The sequence below is a fragment of the Mycobacterium sp. NBC_00419 genome, from assembly GCF_036023875.1.
In the GTDB taxonomy this organism is placed as follows: domain Bacteria; phylum Actinomycetota; class Actinomycetes; order Mycobacteriales; family Mycobacteriaceae; genus Mycobacterium.
Genome location: NZ_CP107931.1, coordinates 4,128,695 through 4,152,118, shown reverse-complemented (window position 1 = coordinate 4,152,118; position 23,424 = coordinate 4,128,695). Strand labels below are relative to the sequence as shown.

The window sequence follows — 23,424 nt, the reverse complement described above, 5'->3', positions numbered from 1 at the left end:
AACAGGACCGGCCCCGCTACCCCATCAACACGCGGATCGGGTCGCTGCCGTCCCACTCCACGGCAGCGGTGCGCACGAAGTCCACCATCCACGACGACGTCGTGGTGAGTTCCATCAACTCGATGATCGTCGCCGTTCCACCCGGCGCCTCGAAGTAGGCGTAGCGCGCGGACTCCGCGTCCCCGCCCGACCAGACCACCGGCCATCCGGCCGCCTGCCCGGCTGCCAGTGCCGCGTCGAAGTCGTCGGCCCAGTAGGCCAGCTGGTGATAGCCGTCGCCGCCGGAATCGGTGAACTCCGAGTAGATCGACGGGCTGTCGTCGTCCTGGTGGATCACTTCGATCTGCATGTCGCCGCTGTTGGCGAATCCGATGGTCAGGGTGACGGTGCACGGTTCACCGCGGTAGGTCCCCGACTGGGTGATGCCTCGCATCACGAACCATGGGCCAACACCGAGCTTCAGCCAATCCTGCAGCGCCGCATCGAAATCGCGCACGATGTAACCGACCTGACGGATCGGTCCGGGCAGCACAGGTCCGGGCACGTGGGGTCTCCTTGTCAGCCGGGCAGCACCGGAACGGCACCGGGAACCATGAACGGCCTTACATCCGACCAGGATTGGCCATTCTCCGCGTTGGTACCCGACAGCTGCAGCACGCCGCGCGCGTCGGAAACGTAGACCGCGGACGGATTGGCCGCCACTGCGGTCACGGGCATGGCGACATTGCCGCTGGGCCCGTCGGAGTTCACCCCGTCGAGATTCACATACGACACCGGATGCGCCGGATCGGTCCTGGTGACCACAATGTCGTCGCCGGTGCGCCACGACAGCGACACCACCGAGGCGCCGAGGCCGAAACCGAGCCGGCGCGGGTAGGTCAGTGCGAACTCGCCGACGGGGGTCTGCTCCACCCCGGCCAGCACCACCTGGCCGTTGATCACCATCGCCGCGCGGGTGCCGTCCCGGGACAACTGCAGCTCGGTGATCGCACCGGGGAACGCGGATGCCACCGCGGCGGAATCGACGGGGATGCGGGCGGGTTGACCGGAGGCCTGCTCCTGGATCACCCGCACCACACTGTTGCCGTCGACCACCACCCACACCGCGTCGTCCAGCGCCCACGACGGCCGGGTGAGCGAGCGCGCGTCGGTCGCCTGCGCCGCAGCACCACCGTTGGGACCGATCCACAGCGACGACGCCATATCGGGGGCGCCGGGGCGCAACACCACCACCGAGGCGATATCGCGGCCGGTGCGCGACAGCGAAGCCGCCTTCTGGTCACCGATCGCTCCGAAGGATCCCGGCACCGCGGTGGCGCGCTGGCCGTCCAGTGACACCATCGAGCCACCGATCAGCGCGTGCACACCGGCAGAGGCACCGTCGACCGCTCCCGGGTCGGTAGCCGCCACGTCGGTGGTGCTCCAGCCCTGGGCGAAGCGGTCGTCGAGCGCGGCGCCGTCAGCGTTGATCACGTACGGGCCCTTGATATCGGAGCGGGCCAGCGTCCAAATGATCTGCGCGGCAAGCAATTGCCTGCTGTGCGGGTCGGTGGTGGTGAGATTCTCCAGCTCGACGCGCGCGCCGCCGTACCCGCGGCCGATTCCGGTCTTGCTGCCGTCCGCTCGAGTCACCGGGCCGATCATCTTCAGCGGCGCACCCATCAGGTTGCGCACCGTCTTGGCCATCTCGGGCCGCGGTCCGCCGATCAGCTTGCTCACCAATTCGGTGGCCAACTGGTCGGCATCGGAGACCGCGACATACCGCGGGTCGGGGACGACGGTCTTGCCCGTCGGGTCGACGAAGTACAGGGTATTGCGCTTGTAGGTGGCCTGGAACTGCTGCCAGTCCAGGAACACTCCGTTGGGCAGCTTGTTGATCCGCCAGCCGTCGGCGGTCTGGATCATCTCGATCGCACCGGGGTCGGGCAACTTGCCGTCGGCGGTCTCGAACACCCCAATATCCGAAAGCGAACCGAGGATGTCGGCCTTCATCGTCACCGAAACCCGTTCGACGGTGCGGGTTTCGACGAACACCACCTTGTCGATCAGCAGGGCACTGCCCTGATCGTCCCAGGCACTCGACGCCGACTCGGTGAGAAACTGCCGTGCGGCCAAGTGCCGGTTGGCCGGATCGGCAGTGGCCTTGAGGAACTCCCGCAGCAGCTGATCGGGATCCATCCCGGGGTTGGGTTTGGGCAGATTCTTGGGCTGCGGCCGCTCGACGGTCCCGATCGCTTGCGGCGCCGAGGAATTCGGCACCCCCGCACAGCCCGCCATCGCAACCGCTACCAAACCGGCCATCAAGACGGCCAGCAACCGGCGTGTCACACGCTCTCCTGCGCGGGCTCGCGCTGCCGCAGGCGTTCTGTCGCAACGGGTTTCAACGGCAACGGACTGGTGGTGACCTTGTGTCCACGCACCAGCGGCAGCGTCAGCCGGAAACAGGCTCCCTTGCCGGGCTCGCCCCACGCCTCCAAGCGGCCCTGGTGCAGCCGGGCGTCCTCGATGCTGATCGCCAGACCCAGCCCCGTTCCGCCTGAGCGGCGCACCCGCGAGGGGTCGGATCGCCAGAACCGGCTGAACACCAGCTTCTCCTCACCGGGGCGCAAGCCGACGCCGAAGTCGCGGACCGTGACCGCGACGGTGTCCTCGTCGGCGGCCATCCGGATACGCACCGGCCTGCGTTCGGCATGGTCGATGGCGTTGGCGATGAGGTTGCGCAGGATCCGTTCCACCCGGCGGGGGTCGACCTCGGCGATGACCTCCTGCTCGGGCAGTTCGACCTGCAGCTCGACTCCGGCGTCGTCGGCCAGATGCCCGACGTTGCCCAGCGCGCTTTTCACCGTCGAGCGAAGGTCCACCGCTTCCACCGACAGCTCGGCCACACCGGCGTCGTGCCGGGAGATCTCGAGCAGGTCGTTGAGCAGGGTCTCGAACCGGTCGAGTTCGTTGACCATCAGCTCGGTCGAGCGCCGCAGCGACGGATCGAGTTCCTCGGCGTGGTCGTGGATCAGGTCGGCGGCCATCCGCACCGTCGTCAGCGGGGTGCGCAACTCGTGGCTGACGTCGGAGGTGAACCGACGTTGCAGGTTGCCGAACTCCTCGAGCTGGGTGATCTGGCGTTGCAGGCTCTCGGCCATGTCATTGAACGACACCGCCAGCCGCGCCATATCGTCCTCGCCGCGCACCGGCATCCGCTCGGAAAGATGGCCTTCGGCGAACCGTTCGGCGATCCGTGACGCCGAGCGCACCGGCAGCACCACCTGGCGGGAGACCAGCAGCGCGATGCCGGACAGCAACACCAGCAGCACCAGACCACCGGTGACCATGGTGCCCCGCACCAGGGTGATGGTGCTTTCCTCGCTGTTGAGCGGGAACACCAGATAGAGCTCGAGATTGGGCACCCGTGCCGGCACCGGGGTTCCGATCAGCAGCGCCGGGCCGGAGAACGACTCGGTGCGCACCGTCGAGTACTGGTAGGAGACCTGACCGGCTTTGACGAAGTCGCGCAACGACTTCGGGATCTGCTCGACGGGTCCGGTCGCCGTCGCCGCCCGCGGCCCGTCACCGGGCACCATCAGGACTGCGTCGAAAGTGCCGGCCAGCGCGGCCCCCGACGACTGACCTGTTTTGGAGATCAGGGTGTTGCGGGCCAATTGCAGGCTGCTGTCCAGCGAGCGCGCCTCTTCACCACTGACGATTCCGCTGACGGTGTTGCGCGCCCTGTCGATCTCCTCGGTCGCGGCATGCACCTTCACGTCGAGCACGCGGTTGGTGATCTGACTGGTGAGCACGAATCCCAGCACCAGGATCACAGCCAGCGACAGCCCGAGCGTCAACACGACCACCCGCAACTGAAGCGAGCGGCGCCAAATCTGCGCGACGGCCCGACTCAGCGCGCTCGTGCCCCGAACCAAGGGGCCGGATCGCCCCCAGGGACCGCGAACGCGCGCTCGGATCACGGCGGTCCGGCCTTGTATCCCACTCCTCGAACGGTGAGCACCACTTGCGGGTTCTCCGGGTCCTTCTCGACCTTGGCGCGCAACCGCTGGACGTGCACGTTCACCAAACGGGTGTCGGCGGGGTGTCGATAACCCCACACCTGTTCGAGCAGCACATCTCGAGTAAACACCTGCCGCGGTTTACGCGCCAACGCCACCAGCAGGTCGAACTCCAGCGGCGTCAGCGAAATCTGCTCGCCCTCGCGGGTCACCTTGTGAGCAGGCACATCAATGTCGATGTCGGCGATCGAGAGCATCTCGGCCGGCTCGTCCTCGTTGCGGCGCAGACGCGCCCGGACCCGCGCGACGAGCTCCTTCGGCTTGAAGGGCTTCATCACGTAGTCGTCAGCGCCCGACTCCAGGCCCAGCACGACGTCAACGGTGTCGGTCTTGGCCGTCAGCATCACGATCGGCACACCGGAGTCCGCCCGCAGCACCCGGCACACGTCGATGCCGTTCATACCGGGCAGCATGAGATCCAGTAGCACCAGGTCGGGGCGCAATTCACGCACCGCCGTCAGCGCCTGCGAACCGTCGCCGATGACCGCGGTGTCGAAACCCTCACCCCGCAGCACGATGGTGAGCATCTCGGCCAACGACGGATCGTCGTCGACAACCAGAATCCTTTGCCTCATGGTGTCCATGGTGTCACCGAATCGCGACAAACCCCGGCTACCACACGGGCGCGTCACGACATTTACCCTGCGTGCAACGACCGGGCCAGCTCGGTGGGGTCGATGTCGGGCTCGATGATCACCCACGGGCCGCCCCAATCCGCGGCGGCCAGTTCGGCATACACCGCGGCGGTGCGCTGCTGCAGCCCGTCGTCGCGCTCGTAGACATCGCGGGCCCGCTCGGCCTCCTGCTCGGCGCGCTGCCGGGCCCGCTGGGCGGCCAGCTCGACCGAGGCGTCGAGCAGGATCTGGCGGTCGGGCTTGGGCAGCCCGAACCGGCCGTACTCCAGGTCGCCCACCCACGACACCACCTCACCGGAGCCGCCCTGGTAAAGCCGCGCCGCGCTGTAGGCGGCGTTGGAGGCGACGTAGCGATCCAGGATGACGACGTCGTAGTCCGCGCACAGCGTCGCGATGTGCTCTTTGGCGCCGGCCCGGTCGAGGGCGAACAGCACCGCCATCGCGTAGACGGATTCGGCGAGGTCGCCGTGCCGGTCGTGCAGCGCCTCGCTGGCGAGGTCGGCGTGGATGGACTCGCCGTAGCGGGGGAAGGCCAACGTCGTCACCGACCGGCCGTCAGCCTCGAAGGCCTGCTGCAGTCCGCGAGTCAGCGTGCGCTTGCCTGCTCCGTCGAGGCCTTCGATGACGATCAGCACGCAGCGAGCCTAGTGCTCAGAACCGGCCGCAGTTCGGTGCGGTCGGCAGCCCGTTGAATCGGTCGGCGATCCACTGCATCGCGGCCTCACCGTCGACCAGCATCGGCAGCGCATGATTGACCACCGCCTTGTTCAGGAACGGCGGTTCCTCGTTGGTGCGGAATTCGACGTCGGCGCCCTGGGCACACCAGTCGCGGCCGAGTTGGTTGGCGCCTGTCCACGGCACCAGCGGGTCGTAGCGGTTGCTGTTGATGAGCACCGGCGCGTTGGGCTTGAGCCGGCCGATCCGCTGCTCGTCGAAGATGCTGGAGAACGGCTCGGAGTTCACCAGCTCGGTGAGGTCCCGGTTGAAGTAGGGCTGCAGATGGCGAAACATGAACTTGGTCAACGTCTCTGCCACGCACTGGTCGGCGACCTTGTTCAGCATGTCCTCGCCACGCGGGGTCAGGGTCGCGCGGATCTCGTCGGCGTGCTCGGGGTAGGCGGCGATCACCGAGTTCAGTGCGTACCCCACCACCCCCACCAGCGCACTGCCGTCGGCGTAGGGAAACAGTTCCTTCAGATCGGCGGGCGGGGCACCGGCATAGGTGCCGACGACATGCTCCTCGGGGGCATACGTCGCGGCCAGCTCGGCAGCCGAGGCGGCCGCCCCGCCGCCTTGCGAGTAGCCCCAAAAGGCAACCGGCCCATGTGGATTCAGCGAGGTATCTGGGAGCCGCATCGCGGCCCGGGCGCCGTCGAGCATGGCGTGACCCTCGGAGAGACGGTTGACGTAGGTGTGCTGGACGCCGATCGTGCCCAGGCCCTCGTAGTCGGTCATGAAGATGGCGAAGCCCCGCGCCACCATCGTCGCGACGAACATCTCCTCGTAGTTGAACGTGAAATCCAGATACGGCGCCCAGTGGAAGCCCTGGTTGAACTGACGCGACGGCGCGCACTGGTCACCTTGGCCCTGAGTGCCCGGCCCGTAGACGATCAGTGGACGCGGCCCCGCCCCCGGCCAGTCGTTGTCGGGTTCGAAGTAGGTGCCGGTGACGACGTCGGGATTCCCGCGGCCGTCGGTGCTGCGGTACATGACCCGGGTTCCGGTGGCCATGATCGCACCGAGTTGACCGGAGGGCTCGAGCACCAGCCGCGAGGGTTCACTGCGGACGATATCGCCCGGTTGCAGCTGCGGCGGCAACGGATTCGGTGGCGTATAGAACTCGGTGTACTCGTCTTCGTTGTAGTACGGGTCCCAGGCGCGGTCAGCATGCGCCGGTGGCGGGAATGCCGTTGCGGCACCGACACATACGACAATTACCCACCGCGTCCATCGCACCTGGCGGAGGTTACATCGAGTCTGCGCACAGATCGCCGATTTCGGTCACACGGCGATCTGTACGCAGAATCGTGCGGGATCAGTACCGGTAGTGCTCGGGCTTGTACGGGCCTTCGACGTCGACGCCGATGTACTCGGCCTGCTCCTTGGTCAGCCTGGTCAGCGAACCGCCGAGGGCTTCGACGTGGATCTTGGCGACCTTCTCGTCAAGATGCTTGGGCAGCCGGTAGACCTCGTTGTCGTACTCGTCGTTCTTGGTCCACAGCTCGATCTGGGCGATGACCTGGTTGGAGAAGCTGTTGCTCATCACGAACGACGGATGGCCGGTGGCGTTGCCCAGGTTGAGCAGCCTGCCCTCGGACAGCACGATGATGGAATGGCCGTCCGGGAACACGAACTCGTCAACCTGGGGCTTGATGTTGATCCGGCGGATATCCGCATCGCTCTCGAGCCGGGCCATTTCGATCTCGTCGTCGAAGTGTCCGATGTTGCCCAGGATCGCCTGGTGCTTCATCGAGCGCATGTGATCGAGGGTGATGATGCCCTGGTTGCCGGTCGCGGTGATGACGATGTCGGCCCAGCCGATGGCCTCCTCGACCGTCTTGACCTCGAAGCCGTCCATCAGGGCCTGCAGCGCGTTGATCGGATCGATCTCGGTGACCGCGACGCGGGCGCCCTGGGCCTTGAGCGCCTCGGCGCAGCCCTTGCCGACGTCGCCGTAGCCGCACACCAGCGCGGCCTTGCCACCGATCAGCACGTCGGTGCCGCGGTTGATGCCGTCGATGAGCGAATGCCGGGTGCCGTACTTGTTGTCGAACTTGCTCTTGGTTACCGAATCGTTGACGTTGATGGCGGGGAACACCAGCTCACCGGCGGCGGCGAACTGGTAGAGCCGCAGCACACCGGTGGTGGTCTCCTCGGTGACGCCCTGGACCGACTCGGCGATCGTGGTCCACTTGGTCTTGTCGGTCTCGAAGCGTTCGCGCAGCAGGCTGAGGAACACCTTGTACTCCGCGGAGGAGTCGTCCTCGGCGGGCGGGACCACGCCGGCCTTCTCGAACTGGGCGCCGCGCAGCACCAGCATGGTGGCGTCACCGCCGTCGTCGAGGATCATGTTCGCGGGTTCGCCAGGCCAGGTGAGCATCTGCTCAGCCGCCCACCAGTACTCCTCGAGCGTCTCGCCCTTCCAGGCGAAGATCGGCACACCCTTGGGCTCCTCCGGGGTGCCGTGCGGGCCGACGACGGTCGCGGCGGCGGCATGGTCCTGGGTGGAGAAGATGTTGCACGACGCCCAGCGGACCTCGGCACCGAGCGAGACCAGGGTCTCGATGAGCACGGCGGTCTGCACGGTCATGTGCAGCGAGCCGGAGATGCGCGCGCCCTTGAGCGGCAGCACGTCGGCGTATTCGCGACGCAGCGACATCAGGCCGGGCATCTCGTGCTCGGCGAGCCGGATCTCCTTGCGGCCGAACTCGGCCAGGGACAGGTCGGCGACCTTGAAGTCGATGCCGTTGCGGGTATCGGCGGTCAGTTCAGACATGGAATAGAGCCCTCTTCATTCGTTCATTGCCGGTGAGCGCGCAGATGCGCGGTGGCGACACCCCCAGCCTGCGGGCTCGCGGGACAGGCGCGTCGGCGCTCTGACAGCTAGGGAATATCCATAACACCGTAGCGTTCGGCGAACGGCGTCATCAAACGGGCCAGGTCTGCGGCGACGTTGTGGTTGGCTTCCGGCGGCATCGAGATGTAGCTCATCGCCAGCCGGACGATCGCCCGGGCCAGCACCCCGGCGTCCTCGTCGCTGGCGCCGACCCAGCTGTCGATGAACGCGGCGGTCAGCCGCTCGGAGGCTCGGGTGATGATCGGCGCGCTGTCGGTGGTGATCATCTGCAGCAGGTCGGGCTTGGCGACACCGGTGAGCAGGGAGATCACCAGCGGGTCGGCGGCCGACTCGGTGAAGAACATCCGAAAGCCCTCGGAGAACGCCGCAAAGACGTTGCCGACGTTGGAGGTGATCGCGTCGTTGATGGCGTCGACGAGACGATCGGCCAGCCGCAGGGCGTACCCCTGCGCCAGGCCCTGCCGGGAGCCGAACTCGTTGTAGATGGTCTGCCGGCTGATGCCGGCGGTGCGGGCCACATCGGACAGGGTGATCGCCGACCAGTCCTTGGTGAGCAGTTCCTCGCGCATGGCGTCGAGCACCGAATCCCGTAGCAACGCACGCGAGGCCTCGGGATAGGGAACCCGAGGCCTCGTCACACGCGCGAGCGTAGCTGACATCGCAGGTGTCACCCGCGGGCGACTTCCACCATTTCGAAGTCGGACTTGGCCGCGCCGCAGTCCGGGCAACTCCAGTCGTCGGGGATGTCGTCCCAGCGGGTGCCCGGTGCGATCCCGTCTTCGGGCCAGCCCTTGGCCTCGTCGTACTCGAATCCGCACTGCACGCAGATGAACAGTTTGTAGTCACTCGCACTCATTTGCTGACCTCCATTGCTTCGAAGTCGATCTTCTCCCGTACACCGCAGTCCGGGCAGCACCAGTCGTCCGGAACGTCGGCCCAGGTGGTGCCGGCCGGGAAGCCTTCCCGGGCGGCACCTTTGGCCTCGTCGTAGACGTAGTCACACACCGGGCACTTGTAGGAGCTCATGCGCCGGCCCCCGCGCCATAGCGGGCCAGGATCTTCTCGCGGCGCCGCGGGTCGATGTTCACCTTGGTGATGTCACCCTTGTAGTGCTCCAGCACGCGGTGGTCCATCATCCTGCGCCACACCCAGGGCAGGTAGGTGACGCCGATCAGGGTCGCGTAGCCCGTCGGCAGTTCGGGCGCCTCGTCCATGCTGCGCAGCGTCTGGTAGCGCCGGGTCGGGTTGGCATGGTGATCGCTGTGCCGCTGCAGGTGGTAGAGGAACAGGTTGGTCACCAGGTGGTCGGAGTTCCAGCTGTGCTGGGGGGAGCAGCGCTCGTAACGGCCGTTCTCGTTCTTCTGCCGCAGCAGCCCGTAATGCTCGAGGTAGTTGACCGACTCGAGCATGGCGAAGCCGAACACCGCCTGGATGATCAGGAACGGGATCAGGGCGGGACCGAACACCGCGATCAGCGCACCGAAGAGCACCGCCGACATCAGCCAGGCGTTGAGCACGTCGTTACCCAGCCAGGTCCGGGGGTCCCAGGGGCTCTTGCCGAGCCGGCGGATACGGGCCGCCTCGAGCTTGACGGCCGACCGGGCGCTCCCCCAGACACTGCGGGGCAGGAACTCCCAGAACGTCTCACCGAATCGCGACGACGCCGGATCCTCCGGGGTGGCGACACGGACGTGGTGGCCGCGGTTGTGCTCGATGTAGAAGTGGCCGTAGCAGGTCTGAGCCAGCGTCACCTTCGACAGCCAGCGCTCCAGCGACTCCTTCTTGTGCCCCAGTTCGTGGGCGGTGTTGATGCCGGTGCCGCCGAGCACGCCGACCGAGAGCGCCAGGCCGATCTTGGCGAACCAGCTCAGGCCGCCCTCGTAGCCCAGCCAGCTCAGGTTCGACGCGGTGAACATGTAGGCGCCGAAGATCAGGCTGACGAACTGGAACGGGATGAAGATGTAGGTGCAGTACCGGTAGTACTTGTCGTTCTCCAGATACTCCATCACCTCGTCGGGCGGGTTCTGGCCGTCGCGACCGAACTTGAGGTCCAGCGCGGGCAGCAGCATGTAGATCAGGAACGGCCCGACCCAGAAGAACACCTGCGAAGCGGCGGTCCAGCCGAGCTGGTTCATCCCCCAGACGACGGGCAGCACCACGATCAGTGCTGTGGGCGCGATCAGGCCCATCAGCCACAGGTAGCGCTTCTTGTCCCGCCACTGCGTGGGTTCGACCCGGGCAGTGCCGGCATCCAACTGAGACGTCACGACCAATACCTCCATGTGAGTGCCATCACCATTGATGAGTTGACTATAGAGGTTGATTTGTCGGCTGTCTAGACAAACGCCATCCTTTTGTAAAGTTGCTGGTCCGGGTTGGCCGGCGAAGCGGGAGGGTACGAGGACCGGCATGGGCAGACCAACCGAACCCGCGCAGCGACACCACGCAATCGTCATCGGCGCGAGCATCGCCGGACTCTGCACGGCCCGGGTGCTCTCGGAGTTCTTCGACCGGGTGACGGTGTACGACCGCGACACGTTGCCCGACGCTCCCGCCCACCGAGATGCCGTGCCCCAGGACCGCCATGTGCACGTCCTGATGGCCAGGGGGGCCGCCGAACTCGAGTCGCTCTATCCGGGGCTGCTCGACGCCATGGTGGCCGCCGGCGTTCCCAAGCTCGACAACCGGCCCGAGAGCATCCACTTCGGTGCGGCCGGTCACGTCCTGGGCACCCCACACCGGCTGCGCCGTGAGTTCACCACCTATGTGCCCAGCCGCAAGCAACTGGAGTTTCAGATCCGCCGGCGCACCACGGCGCTGCCGAACGTGGCGATCCGGCGCCGGGATGTCAACGCCCCTCGCTTCGACGGTGAGCGCCAGCGGGTCACCGGTGTGCTGCTGGCCGAGCCCGGCGGCGGCCAGGTCTTCGAGAGCTGCGACCTGGTCGTCGACGCCACCGGCCGCGGCACCCGGTTGCCGGCATGGCTCGATGAATGGGGCTTCGCCAGACCACGCGAGGACAGCATCGATGTCGGGATCACCTATGCCACAATGCAATTAACAATTCCCGACGGCCTGCTCGCCGAGAAGGTCGTGGTTGCGGGCGCCTCCCGCGAGCAGCCGGCCGGTTTGGGCATGCTGTTCTACGAGGACCACACCTGGGGACTGACCACGTTCACGGTGGGCAATACGCCCGTGCCACAGAACCTCAGCGAGATGTGCTCGCTGGCCGCCAAGCTATTACCCCAAGCGCACGTCAACGCGATCGCCGCCGCCGAGCCGGTGGGCGAGGTCGCCTTCCACCGCTATCCCGCCAGCCGCTGGCGCAGGTATGACAAGCTGCGCCGCTTTCCGGCCGGGATCGTCCCCGTCGGCGACGCCGTGGCCAGTCACAACCCGACCTACGGGCAGGGCATGACCATGAGCTTCCTCCAGGCAGCACAGCTGCGTCGCCTATTAGACTCGGGCACAGACGAATTGGCTACCGAGCTGAACCGCGCGACGGCACGGGTGACGTATCCGGTGTGGACCATGACCGCGATAGGTGACCTCGTTCTGCACGGCGCCCGGGGCCGTACGCCGTGGTGGTACCGCCCGGTGGGTGAGCTCTTCGATCAGTTCCTCGGCGCCGCCGAGACGAATCCCGTTCTGGCGGAGTGGTTCCTGCGCCGTTTCAGCCTGCTCGACAGCCTGTACATGGCGCCCTCGCCGCGGATCGTCGGTGAGGCGGTGCGCCACAACATGACGCTGTGGTGGGCCCAGCGGCGCACCGCTAGCGGGTCAGCGCGCGATCGAGATCCGGTTCCAGGTAGATGACGGCGGCGGCGGGCACCTTGGCCCGCACCGCCGCCTCGGCGTTGTCGATGGTGGCGGCCACGGTCGCCAGATCGATGTTGGCAGCGAGCGCGATCTTGGCACCGACAAGCATTTCCTCGGGGCCCAGGTACTGGGTGCGGAGGTGGATCACGCGGTCCACATGCGGGGTCTGCTCGAGGGCGGCCTGAATCGCACTGCACTCCTCGGCGGTGGCGCCCTCACCGATGAGGAGGCTGTGCATCTCGACCATGAGAATGATCGCGATCACCCCCAGCAGGGCGCCGATGAACATGGTGCCCACACCGTCCCAGATCGGGTCGCCGGTCACGATCGTCAAACCCACACCCGCCAGGGCGAAGACCAGACCGATCAGCGCGCCGGTGTCCTCCAACAGCACCACCGGCAGCTCTGGGTTACGCGAGCGGCGGATGAACTGCCACCAGCTGCCCTTCCCTTTGAGCGGACGGGATTCCACCATCGCGGTGCGAAAGCTGTAGGTCTCCAAGGTGATCGCCACACCGAGGATCACCACTGCCACCATCGGTGAGGTCAGCGGCGCGGGGTGCGAGATCTTGTGGTAGCCCTCGTAGAGCGCGAAGATCGCGCCGAGGGAGAACAACACCAGGGCCACGACGAACGAATAGAAGTACCGGCTACGGCCGTAACCGAACTGGTGCAGGCTGTCCGCCTCTTTGCGGGCCTGGCGCTGACCGAACAGCAGCAGGCCCTGGTTGGAGGTGTCGGCCACCGAGTGAACCGCCTCGGCGAGCATCGACGAACTTCCGGTGATGAAGAATCCGAAGAACTTCGCCGCCGCGATACCCGCGTTGGCGGTCAGGGCCGCCAGGATCGCCTTGGTACTGCCCTCGGTCGACATGAGGTCCTCCTTCGTCAGAGGCCCACGGTAGCCCGAAACAGTTTCGAGGGCTCACCCGCCTCCAGACGAATCGGGCCGTCATCAGCGGCTACCCACGCCGAGGATCCGCGCCGCAGCGTGACCACGTCGGACTTGGCACGCACGACCACCGTGCCTTCGGTGCACACCAGAATCTGCGGCCCGTCGTGGCGCGACGGCGCGTCGATCTCATGCCCCACACTCGGCTCGTCGAGCACCAGCACCGACGTGGCGAACTCCGGCGCCGGGGTCTGGTAGACCAGCTCGATACCGTCGCGATGCGTCGGCGGGTGCAGCTTCACGTCGTCGGCCGGGGTGAAGTCCAGTACCCGCAACAACTCCGGCACATCGACGTGCTTGGGCGTCAACCCGCCGCGAAGCACATTGTCGGAGTTGGCCATCACCTCCACACCGACACCCTGCAGGTAGCTGTGCAGGTTGCCGGCCGACAGAAAGATCGCCTCACCGGGAGCCAGGCTGATCCGGTTGAGCAACAGCGCGGCCAGCACCCCGGCGTCGCCCGGGTAGCGCTCCCCCAACTCCAGGACCGTCTTGGCCTCTGCCTCGAATTCGGTTGCCCCCGAGCGCATATAGTTCACGGCGCCCTCGAGAACGGCCGGGATCAGGACGTCGAGATCAGGCTGGGGCGCGGTGATCCAGGTGGTGAACAGTGCACGCAGCCCATCGGCGTCGGACTGTCCGCTGAGCAGGGCGATGTACGGGTTGAGGTTGGCGACACCCAGGGCGGTCAGCAGCTCCACCGTGCGGGCCGCGGGCCGGAATCCGGCAAGCGCCTCGAATTGCCCGAGGGCAACCAGCAATTCGGGCTTATGGCTGCGATCGCGGTAGTTGCGGATCGGCGAATTGAGCGGCACGCCCAACCGGTCCTCACGCAGGTAACCCTCGACCGCCTGCTCCGCGCTGGGGTGGGCCTGCAACGACAGGGGCTCGTCGGCGGCGAGCACCTTGACCAGGAACGGCAACACGTCGCCGAAGCGCGCCCGCACCGCGGGTCCGAGCTGCCCTTCGGGATCGGAGCGCACGGCGTCGAGCAACGACGTCTGGGTACCGGCCGTCTCCAGGCACGCCGGGTCGCCCGGATGGGCACCGAGCCAGAGCTCAGCCTCGGGATGCGCTGTGGGAGAAGGCCTCCCGGTAAAATCGGCGATGGCTGTGCGTGATCCCCACGCATAGGTGCGTATCGCTCCTCGTAGCAGTTCCACTGACCTGCTATCCCCCTGCCAGTCTCAGGTATACCGCTGCCATCTCGAACCGGACAGCCAGCGTCGCCAGCTGTTGTTCGGCCCGCCCCGCCGGCACCTGAACTGAACCAGCTTCCCCGATGTCCTCGGCGCCCACAACTTGGACATCGTCCATACCGGCCACCCGGGCGCTCACCACCGCCCGCTCGGCCGCCAGCGTCAGCGCGAAAACCCGAGTTCGGCTCGGCAACGGCCCGTCGAGCTCCTCGTCGTGGAACAGCGCGTCGACCGGGTCAGCGAAACCTCTTGCCGCACCGCCACGAAGCGCAACCAGTGCATCGGCCAGACCGGCTGCCGCCACCGGCTGGTGGCCGACCCGCAACAGCACCGCGGCAGCATGCCGGGCCAGCGCCAGCGTGGCCGCGCCGTCGCCGGCCAGCACCGGCTGGCGGCCTGTCATGCGCTCGGCCAACGACTTGGCCGGGTTGGTGAACACTTCGCGGCCGGCGCTGTTACGCAACGCCTCGGCATCGAGTGCGTCAGCCAGTGCGGTCAGATCGGCACCCAAGGCGGGGTCGACCGCCTCGAGGGTGGCCAGACCCGCGGCCAGGTAGCGGCACAGGCCGAAATCGTCGGGCACCCACAGCCGCGGAGCCAGCACCGCGGTGCGCCCCGCAGTGGCGTCGCGCAGCGGCCCCTCGTAGGGCGCCGCCACGACTACCCGGGCGCCGCGGCGAACCGCGGTGGCCGCGGCACTCACCAATACCGGATCGGCGGGGTCGTCGCCTGCCACGACCAGAACGTCCAACGGCCCGATCCACGGCGGAGACTCGGCGGCCACCACGATCGGCTCGCCGGCCTGACCACTGAGGCAGGCGGTCAGTATCGCGCCCGCCGCCTCGGCCGGACCCCGGCCGGCTACCCAGACCACCGTTCGCGGGCGGTCGGCACGCACCGAATCCAGCGCACCCTCCTCGACGGCGGCCGCGGTGGCCCGCACCTGGGCGCCGGCCATCGCCGCCGCCCGCAACAGCCCGTCGCGGTCGGCTTCCAGCAGGCCGTCGGTGTCGTCGAAGTCCACCGTCGCGTGCGGCGAACTCATGTGACGGTCTCACTGTGGGCCGATATCTGCTCACCCACCCGGGCGACGATGCCGTCGACTTCCTCGGAGGTGGGCGCCTCGACGTTGAGCCGCAACAGCGGCTCGGTGTTGGAGGTGCGCAGGTTGAACCACACCCCGTCGCCGAGGTCGACGGTCACACCGTCGAGGTGATCGAGCGAAACAACTTGGTCGCCAAAATCTTTCAGGACGGCCTCGACGCAAGCGGGGGCGTCGGCAACCCGGAAGTTGATCTCGCCGGAGGCTTGGTAGCGCTGGTAGTCGGCCATCAGATCCGACAGCGGGCGGTCCTGCTCGCCGAGGGCGGCGAGCACGTGCAGCGCGGCCAGCATCCCCGAATCCGCTCCCCAGAAGTCGCGGAAGTAGTAGTGCGCGGAATGCTCACCGCCGAAGATGGCGCCGGTGTCGGCCATCAGGGCCTTGATGTAGGAGTGTCCGACGCGAGAACGCACCGGCATGCCGCCGCGCTCGATCACCAGCTCGGGCACCGCCCGAGACGTGATCAGGTTGTGGATCACCGTGGCACCGATCTCCCGCGCCAGCTCCCGGCCGGCGACGAGCGCGGTCACCGCCGACGGCGAGACCGGATTTCCCCGTTCGTCGACGACGAAACACCGGTCGGCATCCCCGTCGAAGGCCAGGCCGATGTCGGCCTTGGTCTCCAGCACGAATTTCTGCAGATCCACCAGATTGGCCGGCTCCAGCGGGTTGGCCTCGTGGTTGGGAAATGAGCCGTCGAGTTCGAAGAACAGCGGCAGCAGCGTCAGCGCCGACAGCGGGCCGAGCACCGCGGGCGTGGTGTGCCCCGCCATGCCGTTGCCCGCATCGACGGCGACCCGCAGCGGCCGCAGCTCGCTCAGGTTCACCAGCGACCGCAGGAACTGCCCGTAGTCCTCGAGAACATCCTGATCATGCAGCTGGCCCCGGGGGCCGTCGTAGGCCGGTACCCCGGCGATCAGATCGTCGCGGATGATCGCCAGCCCGGTGTCGTCGCCGACCGGTTTGGCACCGGCCCGGCACAGCTTGATGCCGTTGTAGGCGGCCGGGTTGTGGCTGGCGGTGAACATCGCACCGGGGCAGTTCAGGAATCCGGACGCGAAATACAGCTGATCGGTGGATGCCAGCCCGATGCGCACCACGTCGAGGCCCTGGCCGGTGACGCCATCGGCGAATGCCGCGGCCAGCGTCGGCGAGCTGTCCCGCATGTCGTAACCGACGGCAACCCGGCCGGCCTGGCTGCCCTCGTCGCGCAGCAGCCGGGCGAACGCAGCCCCGACATCAGCGACAAAGGCCTCGTCGATCTCCTCACCGACCAGACCACGCACGTCGTAGGCCTTGATGACACGGCGTACCGCGGCGGCGGCCCTGGGCATGCGGTCTCCTGACTGAGGCAACTGTTGGCCGCCAGCCTATCTGTTCAGGGGCCGCGTTAGCGGTGTCCTTCTCGGCTCAGTCGGCCGGATCGGGCAGGACCCGCAGATGTCCGCGGCGGCGACCCGAGGTCGTCGGGTGTTGCATCGCCGACGGCATGAGGCCCGCACCGGGTGCGGTGGCGTGCGCGGCACCGCTCGGGTCGGAGAACCCGGCGATCGGCGGCCCGGAGGGCAGTTCACGGCCCTCCCGCACGGCGTCGGCCAGAGCGACCAGGTCGTCGTCCTCCAGAAACTCAGGCAGCGGAGCGGCATGGCGCACCAGCTCCCAGCCGAGCGGGGCGGTGATGCGGTTGGCGTGACCGATGCACAGATCCCAGGAGTGCGGCTCGCGATTGACCGCCAGCGGTCCGACGACGGCTGTGGAATCGGAGTAGACGAACGTCAATGTCGCCACCGCGTAATGGGGGCACGCGGGCCTGCAGCAGCGACGGGCAACATTCACGCCGTGAGGCTATCGCGCGGCAATTGCAGGTGGCGGGCGGACACGCGCAGCGGCGGAGGCGTCGATTCCCAACCGTTACGATCGCTCGGTGGCCGATTCCCGCAGTTCCCGGCGAGGCGGTCGATCCGGCGGTGGCGCCGGGTCCCGCCGTGGGCGCGAGATGCGCGGCCCCTTGTTGCCGCCGACGGTACCGGGCTGGCGCAGCCGTGCCGAGCGATTCGACATGGCGGTGCTGGAGGCCTACGAGCCCATCGAGCGGCAGTGGCAACAACGGCTCACCGCTTTGGATGTCGCGGTCGACGAAATCCCGCGCATCGCGGCCAAGGATCCGGACAGTGTCCAGTGGCCCCCGGAAGTGGTGGCTGATGGGCCGATTGCGTTGGCGCGGCTGATACCGGCGGGGGTCGATGTTCGCGGCAACTCCACGCGAGCCCGAATCGTGCTGTTTCGCAAGCCGATCGAACGCCGAGCCAAGGACTCGATCGATCTGACTGACTTACTGCATGACATTCTGGTGGCTCAGGTGGCCACCTATCTCGGGGTCGAGCCGTCGGTCATCGACCCGAGTCTTGACGAGGACTAGACGATGACTAGACGATGCCGCGCTTGAGGCGACGGCGCTCGCGCTCGGAGAGCCCGCCCCAGATGCCGAAGCGCTCATCTTTCGCCAAGGCATAGTCGAGGCACGCGTCCTTGACCTCGCAGCCCAGGCAGATTCGCTTGGCCTCTCGGGTGGAGCCGCCCTTCTCCGGGAAAAACGCCTCAGGGTCGGTTTGGGCGCACAGCGCCTTCTCCTGCCACAGCTCGTCCCCCGGTTCCATCGGGAGCACATCGATGGGATCGGGCACCAAACTCAAGTGAGTGCGCGCCGTTACCCCCGAGTTCTCCGAGCCGGTAATGGTGTGCGGGGCCCCGAGCGCTCCAATGAAGTGCTGATAGGACATTTCCGCCTCCTCACCTGGTTTCGTAGATTCCTGCATGTCGCCCACTATTCGAGTGTGGCCATCCCAATTCGAACATCTGGTCGAATCTCGGTCTGCGACACCGAAAACGGCAGGTGGACCGCGAAATGACACTGGTGTGATTAGACACGCCTATGGGGGTCCGGTCAAGCGAAAGAACCAAAATTGATACCACTTTCCTCGGACAATTCGGCGAGTCGATGCCCCGGCGTGTCTCGGTGGTGACTCGATCGTGACCGCGTGCGCGCCCAAACACCCGACCGCCTAGTGTCGATCGGTGTGAAGATCACCGTTCTGGTCGGCGGCGTGGGAGGCGCCCGTTTCCTGCTCGGGGTGCAGCGATTACTGGGTTTGGGTCAGTTCGCCGACCAAAAATCCGGAGCCACAGGCGATCTTGATCACGAGCTCACGGCAGTGGTCAACGTCGGCGATGACGCCTGGATGCACGGCGTGCGGATCTGCCCGGATCTGGACACGTGCATGTACACCCTGGGCGGCGGGATCGATCCCGAACGGGGCTGGGGACATCGCGACGAAACCTGGAACGCCAAGGAGGAATTGGCCGCCTATGGCGTTCAGCCGGATTGGTTCGGTCTCGGTGACCGCGATCTGGCCACGCATCTGGTGCGCAGCCAGATGTTGCGTGCGGGATATCCGCTGTCCCAAGTGACCGAGGCGTTGTGCCACCGCTGGTCCCCCGGCGCCCGACTGCTGCCGGCCAGTGACGACCGGTGTGAGACGCACGTGGTGATCGACGACCCGCAGACCGGTGAGCGCACGGCAATCCACTTCCAGGAATGGTGGGTTCGTTATCGAGCGCAAGTGCCCACGCACAGTTTCGCGTTCGTCGGGTCCGAGACCGCCAAAGCCGGACCCGGTGTGGTCGACGCGATCACCGACGCCGACGTCGTGATGCTGGCACCGTCGAATCCGGTGGTCAGCATCGGCGCGATCCTCAACATCCCGGGCATCCGGGCCGCATTGCGCTCCACCGGCGCGGCGATCGTCGGCTACTCCCCGATCGTGCACGGAAAACCATTGCGGGGCATGGCCGACGAATGCCTGTCGGTGATCGGTGTCGAAACGTCCTCCCAGGCAGTCGGCCGGCACTACGGCGCACGCTCGTCAACCGGGATCCTCGACTACTGGCTGATCTCCGAAGGCGACCACGCCGAGATCCCCGGCGTGACGGTGAAATCCATTCCGCTGCTGATGTCCAGCCCCGATGTCACCGCCCAGATGGTCCGCGCCGGATTGGAACTGGCGGGCGTGACCCCGTGAGCCGCGAGCATGGCAGCGCCGCACCCATCGAAATCCTGCCCGTTGCGGGACTTCCCGAGTTCCGGCCAGGTGACGATCTGGCAGCGGCGGTCGCCGAGTCCGCGCAGTGGTTGCGCGACGGCGACATCCTTGTCGTCACCAGCAAGGTGATCTCCAAGTGCGAGGGCCGCATCGTGCCCGCCCCCGCCGACCCTGATGAGCGGGACGCGCTGCGCCGCAAACTGATCAACGACGAGGCGGTGCGGGTACTGGCCCGCAAGGGCAAAACCCTGATCACCGAGAATCGAATCGGACTGGTTCAGGCCGCGGCCGGAGTCGACGGGTCCAACATCGGCACAACGGAATTGGCGCTGCTTCCGGTCGATCCGGATCGCAGTGCCGCGGCCTTGCGTGCGGCCCTGCGTGAGCGGCTCGGTGTCGATGTCGGTGTCCTGATCACCGACACCATGGGCCGGGCCTGGCGTAACGGGCAGACCGACGCCGCGATCGGCGCCGCGGGGCTGCCGGTGCTCTATGCCTACGCAGGCGCGGTGGATACCCACGGAAACGAGTTGCTCGTCACCGAAGTCGCCGTCGCCGACGAGATCGCCGCCGCCGCCGATCTGGTCAAGGGCAAGCTCACCGCGGTCCCGATCGCGGTGGTGCGCGGACTTCACCTGCCTGATGACGGGTCCACCGCGGCGCGACTGCTGCGCGGCGGCGAGGACGACCTGTTCTGGCTGGGCACCGCCGAGTCGATCGAGTTGGGCCGCCGCCAAGCCCAACTGCTGCGCCGCTCCACCCGCCGCTTCGCCGAGGAGGCGGTCGATCCGACCCTCATCGAGGAGGCGGTCGCCGAGGCGTTGACCGCACCGGCGCCCCATCACACCCGGCCCGTGCGGTTCGTCTGGTTGCAGGACCGCGGCAGGCGCATCACGCTCCTGGACCGGATGAAGGACGCCTGGCGCGCCGACCTGACCGGTGACGGCAGGCCCGCCGACAGCGTCGAGAAGCGGGTCGCCCGCGGCCAGATCCTCTACGACGCACCGGAGGTCGTCATCCCGTTCCTGGTTCCCGAAGGTGCGCACAGCTATCCGGATCCGGTGCGCACTGCCGCCGAACACACCATGTTCACCGTGGCAGTCGGTGCAGCCGTGCAGGGCCTACTGGTGGCGCTGGCAGTGCGCGGGGTCGGCAGCTGCTGGATCGGCTCGACGATCTTCGCCGCTGACCTGGTGCGCGAGATACTCGAGCTGCCGCCGGAGTGGGAACCGTTGGGCGCCATCGCGATCGGCTACCCCGTCGAGCCTCCTGAGCCGCGCGATCCCGCTGCGGTGGGCGATCTGCTGGTGCGCCGATGACGGTGCGGGATTCGGCGATCGAGCTGCTGACAGACTGGCAGCCACCCAATGACAGCCAGGACACGCTTCGGCACGCGGTGCTGGCGTTCCTGTACGCCCGCGAGGATGCCTGCCAACGCAGTTGCGTACCAGGCCATATCACCGCCTCGGCGTTGGTGGTCGCCGATTCCGGTGACAAGGTGCTGCTGACCCTGCACCCGCGGCTGGGACGGTGGGTGCAACTCGGCGGGCATTGCGAGCCGGAGGATTCCGATATCGTCGCGGCCGCGCTGCGCGAAGCCACCGAGGAGTCCGGCATCGACGGGCTGAGCATCGACGCCGACCTCGGCGCCATCCACGTCCACCCGTTGACCTGCTCGCTGGGTGTGCCGACGCGTCATCTGGATCTGCAGTTCATCGCACGCGCCCCGGCGAACGCGCAGATTGCCATCAGCGACGAGTCACTCGATCTGGCGTGGTGGACTGCCGATACGCTTCCGCCCGGGACCGACGGCGCGCTGGCGCACCTGGTGGCAGTGGGCCTTTCCCGCACTCGTTGACCCGCGAGTGGCTACTTATGACACGCTTTTCGACCGGAGCCGTGGCATAAGTGGCCACTCGATGGGGCAGCCAGCCGCGATCAGGGCCGCCACGACGCGGTCGATCACCACTCCGGGCGCATGGCGTAGCAGGTCCCCGCTGACCCGGACGATCCGCCAGCCGCACGCCTCCAGTTCGGCCAGGCGGTTGATATCCCGGGCGCGCTGCGCGGGGTCGGTCCAGTGGTGGGCACCATCGAACTCCACCGCAACCTTCCACTGTTCCCACCCCATGTCGACTCGCGCAACGAAGTGACCGCAGTCGTCGAGAACATTGATCTGGGTGGCCGGAGTCGGTAGTCCTGCACGAATCAGGATCAACCGGGTCCGGGTCTCTTGAGGTGACTGCGCTCCACCGTCCACCAGCTCGAGCACTTCACGCAATTGGGCGATCCCCCGGGCGCCGCGATGTCGAACCAGCACACGATCAATGTCTTTACGGCGCAGCCGGGTTGCGTTGCACAACGCATCGATGCGGACCACGGCCATGTCGAGCCCTGGGCGACGCCCCAGGTCGAACGCAGTCCTGGCGGGCGTCGTCACTGGGATTCCCGCGACGCGACACACCTCGTCGCCGTGAAGAATGTCGCGATGGATGACGATGCCCGGCACCGGTTTACCGTTGCGTCGTACGAGCTCAGCCGGATGGTGATCGTCGATCCAGCGACATCCCAACAGCGCGGCCGCGGACAGCCCGGCTACCGTCGCGGTACCTCCCGACCAGATGTACGCGGCCTTCGCCTTGACCGTGGCGGTGACTACGCAATCCCGCGGTAGGTATACGTCACGGTGGATCGGGCGGTAGTCGCGGGCGAGGGCCCGGCGACTGACGAGGCCGGCCGACAACGCTTCAGACCCCCGCAAAGGTGCATCGATGACCGCCATAACCGCACCCTGACACGCGGAGGCCGGTCAGGTTGTCACCCATCCACAGGCCCGCGAGTGGCTACTTATGACACGCTTTTCGGCCGGAGCCGTGGCATAAGTGGCCACTCGGCCGGGGCTAGATGTCCGACGAGTAGCGGATTCCACAATCGGGGATCGTCACGCCGGGCCACACCCGAGCACCGCGCAGCAATTCGCAGCGTGCCCCGATGTCGGCACCGTCGCCGATGATGCCGTCGCGCACCAGGGCCCGCGGCCCGATCCGCGCACCGAACCCGATGATCGACCGTTCCACAACCGACCCGGCCTCGATCTTGGCCCCGTCGAAGATCACCGCGCCGTCCAGTCGCACTCCCGGCCCGATCTCGGCACCACGGCCGACCACTGTGCCGCCGACCAGCACCGCGCCCGGCGCCACCGATGCGCCGTCGTGCACCAGGCTCTCCCCGCGCCGCCCGCCCAACGCCGGCGAGGGCGCCAACCCGCGAACCAGATCGGCCGAGCCGCGGACGAAGTCCTCGGGTGTGCCCATATCCCGCCAGTAGCTGGAGTCGACGTACCCGCACACCTTGACACCGTCGGCCAGCAGGGCCGGGAACACTTCACGCTCCACCGAGACTTCGCGTCCGCGCGGGATGCGATCGATGATCTCGCGCTTGAAGATGTAGGTGCCGGCGTTGATCTGGTCGGTCGGCGGGTCTTCGGTCTTCTCCAGGAACGCCACGACGTTGCCATCGGCGTCGGTGGGCACACAACCGAATGCCCGCGGGTCGCTCACCCGCACCAGGTGCAGGGTCAGGTCGCTTTCGCGGGCGTGGTGGGCTGCCAGCATCTGGGACAGGTCCATACCGGAGAGCACGTCGCCGTTGAACACCATCACGGTCTCGTTGCGCAGCTTGGGCACCACGTTCGCGATACCGCCGCCGGTGCCCAGCGGATGCTCTTCAGTGACGTATTCGATCTTCAGGCCGAGCTTGGAGCCGTCGCCGAACTCGTCCTCGAATGTGGCGGCCTTGTAGGAGGTGCCGAGGATGACGTGCTCGATGCCGGCTTCGGCGATCCGCGACAGCAGGTGCGTGAGGAACGGCAGCCCGGCGGTGGGCAGCATCGGCTTGGCAGCCGAGAGGGTCAACGGCCGCAGCCGGGTGCCCTTACCGCCGACGAGGACGACCGCGTCGACGGCACCCGGGTTCATAT

The 23,424-nt window shown here is 67.2% G+C and carries 24 protein-coding genes; 5 read left to right on the top strand and 19 right to left on the bottom strand.

What is annotated here, in order from left to right; genetic code table 11:
* Positions 1-16: 16 nt before the first annotated feature.
* The 11 genes from OG976_RS19825 to OG976_RS19775 all read right to left on the bottom strand — a co-directional run bounded on the left by OG976_RS19825 (position 17) and on the right by OG976_RS19775 (position 10,462).
* The gene (locus tag OG976_RS19825; RefSeq protein ID WP_328352470.1) at positions 17-544 is read right to left on the bottom strand and encodes a VOC family protein; all 528 of its coding nucleotides are present in this window, start codon (positions 542-544) and stop codon (positions 17-19) included.
* A 14-nt stretch (positions 545-558) separates the two neighbouring features.
* Positions 559-2,301, bottom strand: a complete 1,743-nt coding sequence (gene lpqB, locus OG976_RS19820; RefSeq protein WP_328363805.1) for an MtrAB system accessory lipoprotein LpqB — start codon at positions 2,299-2,301, stop codon at positions 559-561.
* 23 nt (positions 2,302-2,324) lie between these two features.
* On the bottom strand, positions 2,325-3,962 hold the full coding sequence (mtrB, locus tag OG976_RS19815; RefSeq protein ID WP_328352468.1) for an MtrAB system histidine kinase MtrB: 1,638 nt from the start codon (positions 3,960-3,962) through the stop codon (positions 2,325-2,327).
* Entirely contained in the window at positions 3,959-4,645 is a 687-nt protein-coding gene (gene mtrA / locus OG976_RS19810; protein WP_071947075.1) for a two-component system response regulator MtrA, read from the bottom strand. The genes mtrB and mtrA overlap by 4 nt, the downstream gene beginning before the upstream one ends.
* 53 nt (positions 4,646-4,698) lie before the next feature.
* The gene (locus OG976_RS19805) at positions 4,699-5,331 is read right to left on the bottom strand and encodes a dTMP kinase (protein WP_328352461.1); all 633 of its coding nucleotides are present in this window, start codon (positions 5,329-5,331) and stop codon (positions 4,699-4,701) included.
* 16 nt (positions 5,332-5,347) lie between these two features.
* A complete protein-coding gene (locus OG976_RS19800; protein ID WP_442930551.1) occupies positions 5,348-6,631 on the bottom strand; it encodes a lipase family protein in 1,284 nt (427 codons plus the stop codon).
* Positions 6,632-6,731: 100 nt separating this feature from the next.
* Complete coding sequence (gene ahcY / locus OG976_RS19795) at positions 6,732-8,192, bottom strand: adenosylhomocysteinase (RefSeq protein ID WP_328352455.1); 1,461 nt, start codon at positions 8,190-8,192, stop codon at positions 6,732-6,734.
* A 107-nt stretch (positions 8,193-8,299) separates the two neighbouring features.
* On the bottom strand, positions 8,300-8,932 hold the full coding sequence (gene alkX, locus OG976_RS19790; RefSeq protein WP_328352453.1) for a TetR family transcriptional regulator AlkX: 633 nt from the start codon (positions 8,930-8,932) through the stop codon (positions 8,300-8,302).
* Positions 8,933-8,940: 8 nt separating this feature from the next.
* Positions 8,941-9,129 carry a rubredoxin gene (locus OG976_RS19785; RefSeq protein ID WP_328352450.1) on the bottom strand — a complete coding sequence of 63 codons (189 nt, stop codon included), beginning with the start codon at positions 9,127-9,129 and terminating at the stop codon, positions 8,941-8,943.
* The gene (locus OG976_RS19780; RefSeq protein ID WP_328352447.1) at positions 9,126-9,299 is read right to left on the bottom strand and encodes a rubredoxin; all 174 of its coding nucleotides are present in this window, start codon (positions 9,297-9,299) and stop codon (positions 9,126-9,128) included. The genes OG976_RS19785 and OG976_RS19780 overlap by 4 nt, the downstream gene beginning before the upstream one ends.
* A complete protein-coding gene (locus tag OG976_RS19775; RefSeq protein WP_328363802.1) occupies positions 9,296-10,462 on the bottom strand; it encodes an alkane 1-monooxygenase in 1,167 nt (388 codons plus the stop codon). Before OG976_RS19775 ends, OG976_RS19780 begins: the two co-directional genes overlap by 4 nt.
* A 220-nt stretch (positions 10,463-10,682) precedes the next feature.
* Between OG976_RS19775 and OG976_RS19770 the strand changes: the two genes are divergently transcribed.
* Positions 10,683-12,089 carry an FAD-dependent oxidoreductase gene (locus tag OG976_RS19770; protein WP_328352444.1) on the top strand — a complete coding sequence of 469 codons (1,407 nt, stop codon included), beginning with the start codon at positions 10,683-10,685 and terminating at the stop codon, positions 12,087-12,089.
* Here OG976_RS19770 and OG976_RS19765 read toward each other — a convergent pair.
* From OG976_RS19765 to OG976_RS19745, 5 genes are all read right to left on the bottom strand, one after another.
* Positions 12,046-12,966, bottom strand: coding sequence for a cation diffusion facilitator family transporter (locus tag OG976_RS19765; protein ID WP_328352441.1), 921 nt, complete (start codon positions 12,964-12,966; stop codon positions 12,046-12,048). The two genes, OG976_RS19770 and OG976_RS19765, sit on opposite strands and share 44 nt — an antisense overlap.
* A 14-nt stretch (positions 12,967-12,980) precedes the next feature.
* On the bottom strand, positions 12,981-14,207 hold the full coding sequence (manA, locus tag OG976_RS19760) for a mannose-6-phosphate isomerase, class I (RefSeq protein WP_328352438.1): 1,227 nt from the start codon (positions 14,205-14,207) through the stop codon (positions 12,981-12,983).
* 7 nt (positions 14,208-14,214) lie between these two features.
* A complete protein-coding gene (locus OG976_RS19755) occupies positions 14,215-15,288 on the bottom strand; it encodes a TobH protein (protein WP_328352435.1) in 1,074 nt (357 codons plus the stop codon).
* Positions 15,285-16,679, bottom strand: a complete 1,395-nt coding sequence (locus tag OG976_RS19750) for a phosphomannomutase/phosphoglucomutase (RefSeq protein WP_328352433.1) — start codon at positions 16,677-16,679, stop codon at positions 15,285-15,287. Before OG976_RS19750 ends, OG976_RS19755 begins: the two co-directional genes overlap by 4 nt.
* Positions 16,680-16,755: 76 nt before the next feature.
* Positions 16,756-17,181, bottom strand: coding sequence for a DUF3499 domain-containing protein (locus tag OG976_RS19745; protein ID WP_328352430.1), 426 nt, complete (start codon positions 17,179-17,181; stop codon positions 16,756-16,758).
* Between the two features lie 160 nt (positions 17,182-17,341).
* Between OG976_RS19745 and OG976_RS19740 the strand changes: the two genes are divergently transcribed.
* Positions 17,342-17,764 (top strand): metallopeptidase family protein, encoded by a 423-nt coding sequence (locus OG976_RS19740; protein WP_328363799.1) that lies wholly within the window; start codon positions 17,342-17,344, stop codon positions 17,762-17,764.
* Between the two features lie 7 nt (positions 17,765-17,771).
* Here the strand turns inward: OG976_RS19740 and OG976_RS19735 are convergent, their stop codons facing one another.
* On the bottom strand, positions 17,772-18,125 hold the full coding sequence (locus OG976_RS19735) for a WhiB family transcriptional regulator (RefSeq protein WP_328363796.1): 354 nt from the start codon (positions 18,123-18,125) through the stop codon (positions 17,772-17,774).
* Between the two features lie 297 nt (positions 18,126-18,422).
* On the opposite strand from OG976_RS19735, the gene cofD reads away from it, so the two are divergent.
* From cofD to OG976_RS19720, 3 genes are read left to right on the top strand one after another with little or no spacing between them, the layout of a single operon-like run.
* Positions 18,423-19,424, top strand: a complete 1,002-nt coding sequence (gene cofD / locus OG976_RS19730; protein ID WP_328352428.1) for a 2-phospho-L-lactate transferase — start codon at positions 18,423-18,425, stop codon at positions 19,422-19,424.
* Positions 19,421-20,764, top strand: a complete 1,344-nt coding sequence (locus tag OG976_RS19725; RefSeq protein WP_328352426.1) for a coenzyme F420-0:L-glutamate ligase — start codon at positions 19,421-19,423, stop codon at positions 20,762-20,764. Before cofD ends, OG976_RS19725 begins: the two co-directional genes overlap by 4 nt.
* On the top strand, positions 20,761-21,303 hold the full coding sequence (locus tag OG976_RS19720; RefSeq protein WP_328352423.1) for an NUDIX hydrolase: 543 nt from the start codon (positions 20,761-20,763) through the stop codon (positions 21,301-21,303). Before OG976_RS19725 ends, OG976_RS19720 begins: the two co-directional genes overlap by 4 nt.
* Before the next feature lie 15 nt (positions 21,304-21,318).
* On the opposite strand, the gene OG976_RS19715 is transcribed toward OG976_RS19720, so the two are convergent.
* On the bottom strand, positions 21,319-22,227 hold the full coding sequence (locus OG976_RS19715; RefSeq protein WP_328352420.1) for a DUF559 domain-containing protein: 909 nt from the start codon (positions 22,225-22,227) through the stop codon (positions 21,319-21,321).
* Between the two features lie 118 nt (positions 22,228-22,345).
* The gene (locus OG976_RS19710) at positions 22,346-23,422 is read right to left on the bottom strand and encodes an NDP-sugar synthase (protein ID WP_328363793.1); all 1,077 of its coding nucleotides are present in this window, start codon (positions 23,420-23,422) and stop codon (positions 22,346-22,348) included.
* Positions 23,423-23,424 lie beyond the last annotated feature (2 nt).

Excerpts from the sequence above, each read along its gene's own strand:
- OG976_RS19785 (WP_328352450.1), bottom strand. The coding sequence starts at position 9,129 with ATGAGTGCGAGTGACTACAAACTGTTCATCTGCGTGCAGTGCGGATTC.
- OG976_RS19710 (WP_328363793.1), bottom strand. The coding sequence starts at position 23,422 with ATGAACCCGGGTGCCGTCGACGCGGTCGTCCTCGTCGGCGGTAAGGGC.
- lpqB (WP_328363805.1), bottom strand. The coding sequence starts at position 2,301 with ATGGCCGGTTTGGTAGCGGTTGCGATGGCGGGCTGTGCGGGGGTGCCG.
- OG976_RS19755 (WP_328352435.1), bottom strand. The coding sequence starts at position 15,288 with ATGAGTTCGCCGCACGCGACGGTGGACTTCGACGACACCGACGGCCTG.
- OG976_RS19750 (WP_328352433.1), bottom strand. The coding sequence starts at position 16,679 with ATGCCCAGGGCCGCCGCCGCGGTACGCCGTGTCATCAAGGCCTACGAC.
- ahcY (WP_328352455.1), bottom strand. The coding sequence starts at position 8,192 with ATGTCTGAACTGACCGCCGATACCCGCAACGGCATCGACTTCAAGGTC.
- OG976_RS19775 (WP_328363802.1), bottom strand. The coding sequence starts at position 10,462 with ATGGGCCTGATCGCGCCCACAGCACTGATCGTGGTGCTGCCCGTCGTC.
- OG976_RS19740 (WP_328363799.1), top strand. The coding sequence starts at position 17,342 with ATGCGCGGCCCCTTGTTGCCGCCGACGGTACCGGGCTGGCGCAGCCGT.
- OG976_RS19780 (WP_328352447.1), bottom strand. The coding sequence starts at position 9,299 with ATGAGCTCCTACAAGTGCCCGGTGTGTGACTACGTCTACGACGAGGCC.
- OG976_RS19735 (WP_328363796.1), bottom strand. The coding sequence starts at position 18,125 with ATGTCCTATCAGCACTTCATTGGAGCGCTCGGGGCCCCGCACACCATT.
- OG976_RS19715 (WP_328352420.1), bottom strand. The coding sequence starts at position 22,227 with ATGGCGGTCATCGATGCACCTTTGCGGGGGTCTGAAGCGTTGTCGGCC.
- alkX (WP_328352453.1), bottom strand. The coding sequence starts at position 8,932 with ATGTCAGCTACGCTCGCGCGTGTGACGAGGCCTCGGGTTCCCTATCCC.
- OG976_RS19770 (WP_328352444.1), top strand. The coding sequence starts at position 10,683 with ATGGGCAGACCAACCGAACCCGCGCAGCGACACCACGCAATCGTCATC.
- OG976_RS19765 (WP_328352441.1), bottom strand. The coding sequence starts at position 12,966 with ATGTCGACCGAGGGCAGTACCAAGGCGATCCTGGCGGCCCTGACCGCC.
- mtrA (WP_071947075.1), bottom strand. The coding sequence starts at position 4,645 with ATGGACACCATGAGGCAAAGGATTCTGGTTGTCGACGACGATCCGTCG.
- OG976_RS19720 (WP_328352423.1), top strand. The coding sequence starts at position 20,761 with ATGACGGTGCGGGATTCGGCGATCGAGCTGCTGACAGACTGGCAGCCA.